General features: G+C 47.6%; 12 protein-coding genes. 3 read left to right on the top strand and 9 right to left on the bottom strand.

All coding sequences use genetic code 11. From position 1 onward, the window contains the following. On the bottom strand, positions 1 to 345 hold a 345-nt coding region (locus F8N00_RS12370), incomplete at its 3' end, for a nucleotidyltransferase-like protein (protein WP_421018316.1). 114 nt (positions 346 to 459) lie between these two features. On the opposite strand from F8N00_RS12370, the gene F8N00_RS12375 reads away from it, so the two are divergent. Continuing rightward, the gene (locus F8N00_RS12375) at positions 460 to 822 is read left to right on the top strand and encodes a DUF2614 family zinc ribbon-containing protein (RefSeq protein ID WP_029340912.1); all 363 of its coding nucleotides are present in this window, start codon (positions 460 to 462) and stop codon (positions 820 to 822) included. Between the two features lie 14 nt (positions 823 to 836). Here F8N00_RS12375 and perR read toward each other — a convergent pair whose 3' ends face one another. Continuing rightward, entirely contained in the window at positions 837 to 1,259 is a 423-nt protein-coding gene (perR, locus tag F8N00_RS12380) for a peroxide-responsive transcriptional repressor PerR (RefSeq protein ID WP_369792039.1), read from the bottom strand. A gap of 175 nt (positions 1,260 to 1,434) precedes the next feature. Between perR and F8N00_RS12385 the strand changes: the two genes are divergently transcribed. Further along, positions 1,435 to 2,733: a glutamate-1-semialdehyde 2,1-aminomutase gene (locus F8N00_RS12385; protein ID WP_075643174.1), complete on the top strand. Its 1,299-nt coding sequence runs from the start codon at positions 1,435 to 1,437 to the stop codon at positions 2,731 to 2,733. Positions 2,734 to 2,782: 49 nt separating this feature from the next. Here the strand turns inward: F8N00_RS12385 and F8N00_RS12390 are convergent, their stop codons facing one another. From F8N00_RS12390 to mutY, 4 genes are all read right to left on the bottom strand, one after another. Then, entirely contained in the window at positions 2,783 to 4,516 is a 1,734-nt protein-coding gene (locus tag F8N00_RS12390; RefSeq protein WP_055966722.1) for an ABC transporter ATP-binding protein, read from the bottom strand. Between the two features lie 90 nt (positions 4,517 to 4,606). After that, positions 4,607 to 5,149: a nucleoside tri-diphosphate phosphatase gene (locus tag F8N00_RS12395; protein WP_023467311.1), complete on the bottom strand. Its 543-nt coding sequence runs from the start codon at positions 5,147 to 5,149 to the stop codon at positions 4,607 to 4,609. Between the two features lie 116 nt (positions 5,150 to 5,265). Further along, the gene (locus F8N00_RS12400) at positions 5,266 to 5,691 is read right to left on the bottom strand and encodes an SRPBCC family protein (protein ID WP_023467310.1); all 426 of its coding nucleotides are present in this window, start codon (positions 5,689 to 5,691) and stop codon (positions 5,266 to 5,268) included. Next, positions 5,691 to 6,707, bottom strand: coding sequence for an A/G-specific adenine glycosylase (gene mutY, locus F8N00_RS12405; RefSeq protein WP_023467309.1), 1,017 nt, complete (start codon positions 6,705 to 6,707; stop codon positions 5,691 to 5,693). The genes F8N00_RS12400 and mutY overlap by 1 nt, the downstream gene beginning before the upstream one ends. A gap of 103 nt (positions 6,708 to 6,810) precedes the next feature. Here mutY and F8N00_RS12410 point away from each other — a divergent pair, with 103 nt between their 5' ends. Next, positions 6,811 to 7,794: a metal-dependent hydrolase gene (locus F8N00_RS12410; RefSeq protein ID WP_023467308.1), complete on the top strand. Its 984-nt coding sequence runs from the start codon at positions 6,811 to 6,813 to the stop codon at positions 7,792 to 7,794. A 45-nt stretch (positions 7,795 to 7,839) separates the two neighbouring features. On the opposite strand, the gene F8N00_RS12415 is transcribed toward F8N00_RS12410, so the two are convergent. From F8N00_RS12415 to F8N00_RS12425, 3 genes are read right to left on the bottom strand one after another with little or no spacing between them, the layout of a single operon-like run. After that, positions 7,840 to 8,112, bottom strand: coding sequence for a YfhJ family protein (locus F8N00_RS12415; protein ID WP_023467307.1), 273 nt, complete (start codon positions 8,110 to 8,112; stop codon positions 7,840 to 7,842). Beyond that, positions 8,109 to 8,429 carry a DUF1811 family protein gene (locus F8N00_RS12420; RefSeq protein WP_214749582.1) on the bottom strand — a complete coding sequence of 107 codons (321 nt, stop codon included), beginning with the start codon at positions 8,427 to 8,429 and terminating at the stop codon, positions 8,109 to 8,111. The genes F8N00_RS12415 and F8N00_RS12420 overlap by 4 nt, the downstream gene beginning before the upstream one ends. Before the next feature lie 60 nt (positions 8,430 to 8,489). Then, positions 8,490 to 10,169 (bottom strand): ABC transporter ATP-binding protein, encoded by a 1,680-nt coding sequence (locus F8N00_RS12425; protein WP_421018317.1) that lies wholly within the window; start codon positions 10,167 to 10,169, stop codon positions 8,490 to 8,492. Positions 10,170 to 10,337: the final 168 nt, after the last annotated feature.

Raw genomic sequence — 10,337 nt, forward strand, 5'->3', positions numbered from 1 at the left:
ATCAGGAAAGTTTAATAGCTGCCGTTTTAAGTCAACTAAATAATCGTTCCGTTCAAAAACGATCGTTCCTTCTGCAATCCAGTGAATCGCGCGTCGATTGGCATTTAACAAAATCCAGCGTGATAAGACATCTTCATGTACGAGGTGTAATGATACCTTTAGTGTATTCAGTCGATAATGTTTGATCGTCCACTCGACTTCTGGGTCTCTTGTGATGACGACAAGAAGTGTATCAAATTGATCCGTCAGGGAATCTCGTGGCTGTCGTTTTTCAACAGCAATGATCCCTTGTGTTTCACGATAAGCCGCGTACTCCGAATAAATCGTTCGTGTTGCTTGTTCCATGTACTTCTCACCCTTCTATACGAACTCGTCGTTACCATTTTCGACAAAAAAACAAGCTTTCCTTCTTCAGGCAATCCCACTTCTTATGCTAGACTGACAACAGGGGGAATTCACTTGAAAAAACAACGTAAAAATAAAATAAACCGCGCGCGAAACTTAGCTATGTTTCTCGTCTTCGGTGGGATGCTCGTCATGTATGGCGGTCTATTACTCAAACAATTTGAAATCATCATGGTCTTACTCATGCTTCTCGGTTTTGTCATGGTTCTCGCCAGTACGGCACTCTATTTCTTGATTGGTCTGACATCAACGAAGGCAGCTGTCGTCACTTGTCCGAACTGTGGAAAAGAAACAAAAGTCCTTGGTCGCGTCGACTTATGTATGCATTGCGATGAACCACTGACGATGGATCCATCTCTTGAAGGAAAAGAATTCGATGAAAAATATAATAAACACAATAAACGAGCTCCCCGCTAAGGCAGCTCGTTTTTTTATTGGACATTCGATTGACAGTCCGGGCAAGTTCCGTACACTTCTAATCGGTGACGATCGACTTTAAAGCCCGTTAAGTGCGCCGCAACCGTCTCAACATCATCGAGAACAGGGTAGTTGAAATCAACGATCTTTCCACAGTTCTCACAGATCATGTGGTAATGACGTGTCGTAACGAAATCGAAGCGACTTGAAGCGTCTCCGTAATTCATTTCCTCAACGATTCCCTTTTCTCGAAACACGCGTAAGTTATTATATACAGTCGCCACACTCATGTTTGGAAAACGATGTTCGAGCGCACGATAAATCTCATCCGCTGTCGGATGCGTGTGTCCCGTCGTTAAATATTCCAAAATCGCGTGACGTTGTGGTGTCATTCGAACGCCTGATTCCCGAAGCGACTTCACGGCGTCATCCAGCATTTCGTTAGCCACGTCCATCCCCTCATTTCTATCTTTCATTGATTATCAGATTGTAATCTTTATAATTAGTCTACCTACAAATAGGCATTCCGTCAACGGCTCTGCACCGGATTTGACGTCCATGATACAATCATATCGTGATATTTTTCACGAATCATCGATTGGAGGAATCCTCATGTCTACCCACACTACACGTCCTACTTCAGAGGCGTTATATGAAATCGCACAAGAGTGTATCGTTGGTGGCGTCAACAGCCCATCCCGTTCATTCAAAGCCGTCGGTGGCGGCGCACCTGTCTATATGGAACGCGGAGAAGGTGCTTACTTTTACGATGTCGATGGCAATCGCTATATCGATTACTTAGCAGCCTATGGTCCGATCATCACGGGACACGGTCACCCTCACATTACGGAAGCGATCACACATGCTGCCCAAAACGGTCTTCTTTACGGCACACCACACCGTCTAGAAATCGACTTTGCACATAAACTACAAAAAGCGATCCCATCACTTGAAAAAGTACGCTTTACGAACTCGGGAACCGAAGCCGTCATGACGACGATTCGTGTCGCACGAGCGTATACAGGTCGTGAGCTGGTCGTGAAGTTCAGTGGTTGTTACCACGGTCACTCGGATTTGATGCTGATTGCAGCAGGTAGCGGACCGGCGACACTTGGTTCTCCCGATTCAGCTGGTGTCACGAAAGCGACGGCAAAAGAAGTCATCACGACACCGTTCAATGATATCGAATCGTACCGTCAAATCATGGAGCAATGGGGCGATCAAGTCGCTTGTGTACTCGTTGAACCGATCGTCGGAAACTTTGGTATCGTCGAACCGCAACCTGGATTCCTTGCTGCAGTCAATGAAATCACGCATGCTCACGGCGCACTCGTCATCTACGATGAAGTCATCACAGCCTTCCGCTTCACGTACGGCAGTGCACAAGAGTTACTCAATATCCGCCCTGATATGACAGCACTCGGCAAAATCATCGGTGGTGGTTTACCAATCGGTGCTTATGGCGGTCGTAAAGAAATCATGGAACACGTCGCGCCACTCGGTCCGGCTTATCAAGCTGGAACGATGGCAGGTAACCCGGCATCCATGGCTGCCGGTATCGCTTGTCTTGAACTACTTGAGCAGCCTGGTGTCTATGAAAAACTTGATCACCTTGGCGCCTTACTCGAACAAGGTGTGCTAGAAGCAGCAAAACGTCATGACGTCACGATTACGATCAACCGTCTAAAAGGTGCCATGACGGTCTACTTCACGGATGAAACAGTCATCGATTACGATGGTGCAGAACGTGCAGACAGCGAGATGTTCGGACGTTTCTTCAAATTGATGCTAGAAGAAGGCGTCAACCTTGCCCCTTCGAAATACGAAGCGTGGTTCTTGACGACAGAACATACGGAAGCCGACATCACAGAGACGATCGCAGCAGTCGATCGTGCCTTTGCTCGACTCTAAGTCCCGCCACTAAAAAAGCAGCGACCTCGCAAAGGTCGCTGCTTTTGTGTTATTCGACGAGTTCCAGATTTTGAATGGCATACAGTTCGAAATAAGCGCCTCGTTTTTGCATGAGGACTTCGTGTGTTCCGATTTCCGTAATTTGACCATTTTCGATGACGACGATCTTATCGGCATCGGTAATCGTTGATAAACGGTGCGCGACAGTAAACGTCGTCCGTCCTTTCGCGAGACGCGCTAACGAATCTTGAATCATCGCTTCGCTCTCTAAATCGAGCGCACTCGTCGCCTCATCCAAAATCAGAATCGGCGGGTTCTTCAAGAAGACCCGAGCGATGGCTAGACGTTGCTTTTGACCACCCGATAACTTGACGCCTCGTTCACCGACCGGCGTATGATAGCCGTTCGGTAACCGTTCGATGAATTCGTGGGCATTCGCTGCTTTTGCCGCTGCGACGACTTCCTCATCCGTCGCCTCCGGATTCCCCATCTTAATGTTCATCTGAACCGACTCACTGAAGAGAATCGACTCCTGCATGACCATCCCGATCTGATCGCGAAGACCACGCAACTTCAAGTCACGAATATCAACGCCGTCAAGCGTGATCCGACCGGCAGACACATCATAGAAGCGTGGAATTAAACTGACGAGCGTCGATTTCCCACCACCTGACATCCCGACGAAAGCAATCCGTTCACCTGCCTGAACGTCAAGCGTTAAGCGATCAATCGCTAGCTCGCCGCCTTCTTCGTAAGCGAAACTGATGTTTTCGAACTGAACGTTTCCGCGGACATCTTTTGGATCGCGTGCATTCGGTTTTTCCGTGATGTCATACGGCTCATCTAAAAACTCGAACATCCGGTCCATCGAAGCGATCGACTGTGTCAACGTCGTTGAGGAGTTAACGAGACGACCGAGCGGCGCATACAGACGGTCGATATAACCAATGAACGCAACCATCGTCCCGAGTGTCACTTGTCCGTTCAAGACGAAGAACGCCGCTGTCCCGAAAATAAGGATTGGTGCGAAGTCCGTAATCGTCGAGACGACGACGTACGTCCGCGCATTCCAGTTCGTTTGACGCAGCGCCGCTTTTAAGAACCCATCATTTTGATGTTTGAACGCTTTGTTCTCGTGCGGTTCGAGTGCAAAACTACGAATGACTGCCATGCCGTTGACCCGTTCCGTCAAATGACCTTGTAGTTCCGCAAGTGCTGCCGAACGTTCCCGTGTCAATCCGCGTAAGCGACCGTAAAAGAACTTAACGGCGAGGGCGTAGAATGGTAACGGAATAATGGCGACGAGCGTCAACTTCGGATCAATCGTCCACATGATAGCGATCGCAATGAAAATCGTAATCATATCAAGCCATAGGTTCATTAATCCCGTGACGACGAAGTCTTTCGTCTGCTCGACATCATTGATGATTCGCGAGATGACTTCTCCGGTTTTCGTATTCGAATAAAAACGAAGCGATAATTTCTGAACATGATCAAACAATCGATTACGAACGTCAAATAAAATCTTCGACGCTGACCATTGCGCGAGGTATTGACGGACGTATTCAAGCGGTGGCTTGACGATCAGGAAGATGAAGACACCCGCTCCGATCAAATACGCCAATTGTTTACTTTTTTCCGCCATCGGCATCGTGTTTCCAGTTAGGATATTGTCGATGATGTACTTATACAACAACGGAAGTCCAAGTGGGATCGAGAACTTGATGATCCCGACGAAAACCGTCAGGAGAATCTGTTTTTGATACGGCTTGACGAACGCCATATAGCGGCGGATCGAACCTTGTTTCTTACGTTTTGCTTGTGTTGCCACGTGTTTCACTTCCTTCAATTAAAAAAAGACGATGGCGAACCATCATCTCCGATATCTTGTTTCATATTCACGATACCACATATCCACGAAAGCCGGGTTAAATGGACCCTTGCGACTGCGGATCCATTGAATCAGGATTTGGACATTGTCTTTCAAAATACGATCGATCGCCTTCGGATAGTTCATCTCGCGGCGATGCTTCTCATACTCGTCCTCATCGAGGATCATGTAGGACATGTCCGGATACACTTTGATATCTAAATCGTAATCAATGTACTTGACTGCTCGATCTTTCTCATCGAACGTAGAAGGTGATCCAAGATTGCAGTAATAGTAAATGCCATCCTCCCGAATCATACAAATGACATTGAACCAGAGTTCTGTTGAAAAGTAACAGATTGCAGGCTCTCGTGTTCGCCACTGACGACCATCCGATTCACTGACCATGATGCGGTCATTGAACCCAATCAATTCTTCTTCCGTCGATTTCAGCACGAGCGTTTCTTCCCAAACTCTGTGTAAGCTCCCGTTATGTTTGAAACTTTGAATCTCAATCTTGCTACTTTCTTTTGGGAATCGACTCATGTGCTACTCCTTTCTAAAGCGTTTTTCTTCCATTCTGTTATACTCTCGTGCTTATTATACCCATTTTCAGAACGCATGAAAAACGAAAGGGTATTTTTTCAGAAAAATGACGGAATTCAGGCTTGAAAGTGATTCAAAATCGCATTTTTTCGTTGTTTGAACATCGGTTTCAAGATGAATGCTTCAATGACGAAGGCTGGCAAGAAGGATGCGTACGTCACTTCATCCACGAAATAGACGCCAGATTCACGTTCTTCGACTCGGTGCACGTGGCACCATGCCCGGAATGGATACGGAACTTTTGTACCGACATCGACGAAGACATATTCTTCTACGAAAGGAATCCAAGACGTCCACGAGACAAATAGTGGAGGAACACCAACGCGCAGACGAATCGTATTTCCTGCTCGCGTCCGCGTATCACCCGACGTCTTCACTTGCGGAAATACTGTCAATCGACTTAAGGCCTTGGCGTCACTTAAAAAATCCCACGCTTGCTCCTTTGATGTATCGACACGTGTCTCAAAACGAAAAGTATGCATTAGATTTCCCCCTTTAATAGTCGATCAATCTTCATTTGCGCGACAGATACTGGATGCGTCGCATACGTTTCCTGATCAACTAGTACCGTCTGGTCCGGCTGTTCCGTCACGCGATAGACGGCAATTTCCCAAATCCGGTGTGAGAAGATATGTCGAACGTGCCCGACAAGCGTCCCATTACGATCTTCTTCTGCTTCTCGAAGTGGGTATTGCCACATCCCTGCGAGCAAACCTGTTTCTGCTCGTTGTTCAATTGCGATTTTTCCGTTCGTTTCATAGACGAGAGCATCATACGGAATAATTTGCGTCTTCCCTTTCTTCGTCTTCACAGGTAGTTCTTCCTGTGCATTTCGATCATATGCAAAACAAACGTCTTGAACAGGACAGAGTCCACACATCGGAGACTTCGGTGTACAGACCATCGCGCCGAGTTCCATCAAGCCTTGATTGAAACTGGACGGATCAGCCGGATCAATCAATTGATGTACCGCCGCCTCAAACAATTTCCGTGTCTTCGGTGCAGCAATGTCTTCATAAATCCCAAGTACACGCGAGAGGACGCGCATCACGTTTCCGTCTACAGCTGGTTCTGCTTGCCCATAAGCAATCGATAGAACCGCTCCTGTCGTGTACGGACCGACACCCTTCAGTTGACTGAACAATTCCTTTTCGTCCGGAACGATCCCATCATATTTTTCAACAACTTCCTGAACCGCGATTTGAAGATTCTTGACACGGGAATAGTACCCTAAGCCCTCCCAGTGCTTCAGGACTTCACTTTGATCCGCTTCTGCTAAATCATGCGGTGTCGGAAAACGTTTCGTGAAGCGCTCATAATACGGAATGACTGTATCGACGCGCGTTTGTTGAAGCATGATTTCACTAATCCAGATATGATATGGGTTTTTGGTTCTTCGCCATGGGAGATCCCGCTGTTCACGAAGGAACCAGGCAATCAGTTCTGTGGTAAATTGTGTTTTATTAAAGTTTGTGAAATATTCTTGAACGACAGTCAAAAGGTTACCTCTTTTCTCTTGGATACGATATATTTATTAAAAATTACTCGGCAGAACCTCGATGAATTCACCATCACGATTTTATAGAAGGAGCGAATTCGCATTGGATACTGGTACGCATATCGGCATGGGACTTTGTCTCGCCGCCATCTCGACGCTACACCCTGACGTCGCAGCGAGCACGACGATGTTTGCTGCCGTGACGACGACGGCGCTCGTCGGCTCACACGCACCGGACTTCGATACTGTCTTTAAGTTTAAAGGAAACAGCGCCTACTTGCGTCAACACCGTGGAAAATCGCACGGGTTGATCGCTTTGCTCGCCTGGCCGTTATTACTTTCAATCGTCATCGGCACGTTATTCGGTGTACCTCCGACTTCATTATGGCTAATGGCGCAGATCGCTGTCGCTCTTCATGTCTTTGTCGATCTGTTTAACGCTTACGGTACACAAGCCTTACACCCGTTCAAAAAATCCTGGATCGGTTGGGGTGTCATCAATACATTTGATCCATATCTGTTCACGATGTATTATGCCGCGTTCGGGATTTGGCTACTAACGAGAGCGACGATCGTCATCTTCCCGATTTTGATTGCCATCGTCATCATCTATTACGCTGTGCAGTTTAAGTTACGAAACGATGCCCTCGCGACCGCAGCCCGCTATTATCGCGGCGCGCATAAACTGTTCATCTCCCCTGGCATGAAATGGGATGAGTGGCATGTCGCGGCACGTTTACGCGATGAGTATTCTGTCGTTAAGATCAACAGTGGAACGGTCGTCGAATGCGGAAACTTCCGCATCAAGGACGAACCACACGGTGACGCCTTGTACGAAATCGTCAAACAAAACGCGGACTTGCAAGCGTTTCTTGAGTTTTCGAAGATTCATACGTATACGGTCTCACGAAAGGACGGTATTGTCGAATACCGCTTTACGAACTTACGTTACTTCACGAAGGAAGTCTATCCATTCGTTGCCGTCGTCAGAATCGACGCTGCTACACAAGAGATCGTCAGCTCCTATACCGGCTGGGTCTTCAGCGAACGGACCTTGCAGAAAAAACTGTTCATCCCTGCATTATAAAGACAAAGCTCCGCGCAACGGAAATCCCGATGTGCGGAGCTTTTTTCATTCGACGTTTCGACCTGTCATCAAATGCTTGAATTTTTCGTTCGTCGTATTAAACCGGTGTAACATTGCCCCGTGCTGTTTAATCTGTTGTTCGACGAAATGAACTGCGACGGCTTCACCTTGATATTTCTCACCCGCGCGCGCGAGTGTCGCTTCGAAATCTTCCCAAAGCACTTCCACCCACGTCAGTGCTTCTTCCGGTGTCAGTACTTCATTCACTTGCAATAATTCTTCAGCCAATTGCTGAAGGGCTTGTTCTCGATTCGTCATGTCTGTTCTCCCTCTCCTGTGAATAACGCGAGCGGAATCGCGACTTCCTGAGCGGTTCCTTCAAAATGTCCCCAGCCCATGACCCCATTGACGAAATGTAACTCAAATCGTGCCTCTTCTCCTTCGATTCGGTAAAAGGCTCCCCGTTCGAATCGTGCCGAATCGATCAAATAACTTTTCGCAATGGCGATTTTTCGCGTCACGACTTCCACTTCACTCATATTCCCATGTTGCTCCGCTTTTCGTTTTTGTTCACTTAATTTCGTGATCAACATCTCAAGCTCGTATTTCGATAATTGACTCATCCGTGTCTCCATTACAAAAACTCCCCCTCTTCGTTTTTCAGTATAAACGAAAAGGAGGAGAAACTGGATGGATTAGCTTGATTTCAATTCAAGATTCCGTTTACTTTGTAACGCATACATTTTCGCATAAATCCCGGACGTTGCAAGGAGCACATCATGGGATCCTCGCTCGACGATCCGACCATGATCGAGAACAAGAATCTCATCCGCATCCTTGATCGTCGACAAGCGGTGGGCGATGATGAACGTCGTCCGCCCTTTCGTCAACGTCAGCAAGGCATCCTGAATGACCGCTTCCGTTTCCGAGTCAACGCTCGCTGTCGCTTCGTCAAGAACTAGGATCGCAGGGTCGAACGCTAACGCACGGGCAAAACTGATCAACTGTCGTTCACCCGCTGATAACGTGGCACCTTTTTCGATGACTGGTTCATCGAGTCCGCTCGGTAAACGATCAATGAACCGATCCGCGCCGACGGCTTCGATCGCTTGGCGAACACGTTCCTCGGAAATGTCAGGATTGCCGAGTGTGATGTTCGAGCGAATCGTTCCTGTGAAGAGGAACGGATCCTGTAGGACGATGCCCATATGCTCACGGACCGCTTGTTTCGGCAAACGCGTCACGTCCTGTCCGTCAATCAACAACTGTCCTTTTGACGGATCATAGAAACGCATCAGCAGGTTCATGATCGAACTTTTCCCACTACCCGTGTGTCCGACGAGAGCAATCGTCGCGCCAGGACGAGCATCGATTTGAATTTCACGTAACACGGGATTTCCCGCTTCATAACTAAATTCGACGTCCTTGAAGGACACCGCTCCTTTAAACCGAGCAACGCGACCTTGTTCGACCGGCTCTCCCCTTTCGTCGAGCAACTGGAACATCCGGTCCGCTGACACGAGTGCTTGTTGTAGTGGTGACAGCTGATTCATGATTTGGGTGACGGGTTCGAATAAACGGGACACGTAATCGATATACGCATATAAGATCCCGAGCGATAAAAACGAGCCGTTCGTCAGACTTTTTCCGCCGACGACCCAAATCAATAAGGCGAGCGTCAAGTTTTTCAAAAAGTAGGATAAGTTATGGGACATCAGGGCATCGAGTCGTAACAACTTTGCCCGGGTCTGATAGTTCTCTTCGTTTTTTTGTTCGAATTCAGCAAGGACTTCCTTCTCACGTGCATAAGCCTGAATGATCGGCATCGTCTGGATGTTCTCATTCAGTTGACCATTCATGTCGGCAACGAGGGAGCGGACCTTGAAGTTGTTCTTCGTCGCGAGTTTCTGGAATAGCTGAATCCAGAAATAGACGATTGGAATGATGATTAGTGAGACTAGTCCTAATCGATAATCGAGGAAGAACATCGCGACGAGAATCCCCGCCATCGTGATGATTCCCGAGAAGACCCGGGCGAGCACACCGAGATATAGATCGCGAATCGTTTCCGTATCATTCGTGACGCGACTGACAATTTTCCCGATCGGTGTCTGGTCGAAATAACGAACCGGTAACCGTTGCAGATGCGTAAAGACATCAAGACGCATCCGTTTAATGATTTTATGAGCAGATCGCTGGAGCAAGATTTGCTGAATCCAGTTCAAACCAGCTGCTACTAGCAGCAAGAGGACGTAGATCAAGGACAACCAGCCGATTGCTTTTAAGTCTTTTGAATAAAAATCATAGACCTGTCCTTGTGTCAGTTTTTGAATATTATCATACGTGTAGACGTCGTCTCCACGCGTGACCGTCATCGTATTTCCACTGATTTTCCGCTCTCCTCCACTGACGACTTGTTTCGGTACGAAAAAGTAGCCGTTGGTCGTTTGGACGATCGAGACGGATTGAACGATCTGAATTTTCGAGACGTCTTGTGCTTTGGCGAACTGACGGCCGTCATACGCTGTCTCTTATACACATCT

This window comes from Exiguobacterium sp. A1_3_1, assembly GCF_048985645.1.
Taxonomy (GTDB): Bacteria; Bacillota; Bacilli; order Exiguobacteriales; family Exiguobacteriaceae; genus Exiguobacterium_A; species Exiguobacterium_A indicum.

What these genes read in the sequence shown, in the direction of transcription:
- F8N00_RS12385 (WP_075643174.1), top strand. Translation starts at nt 1,435, where the DNA reads ATGTCTACCCACACTACACGTCCTACTTCAGAGGCGTTATATGAAATC.
- F8N00_RS12400 (WP_023467310.1), bottom strand. Translation starts at nt 5,691, where the DNA reads ATGCATACTTTTCGTTTTGAGACACGTGTCGATACATCAAAGGAGCAA.
- F8N00_RS12425 (WP_421018317.1), bottom strand. Translation starts at nt 10,169, where the DNA reads ATGACGGTCACGCGTGGAGACGACGTCTACACGTATGATAATATTCAA.
- F8N00_RS12390 (WP_055966722.1), bottom strand. Translation starts at nt 4,516, where the DNA reads ATGGCGTTCGTCAAGCCGTATCAAAAACAGATTCTCCTGACGGTTTTC.
- F8N00_RS12415 (WP_023467307.1), bottom strand. Translation starts at nt 8,112, where the DNA reads ATGACGAATCGAGAACAAGCCCTTCAGCAATTGGCTGAAGAATTATTG.
- F8N00_RS12395 (WP_023467311.1), bottom strand. Translation starts at nt 5,149, where the DNA reads ATGAGTCGATTCCCAAAAGAAAGTAGCAAGATTGAGATTCAAAGTTTC.
- F8N00_RS12420 (WP_214749582.1), bottom strand. Translation starts at nt 8,429, where the DNA reads ATGGAGACACGGATGAGTCAATTATCGAAATACGAGCTTGAGATGTTG.
- perR (WP_369792039.1), bottom strand. Translation starts at nt 1,259, where the DNA reads ATGCTGGATGACGCCGTGAAGTCGCTTCGGGAATCAGGCGTTCGAATG.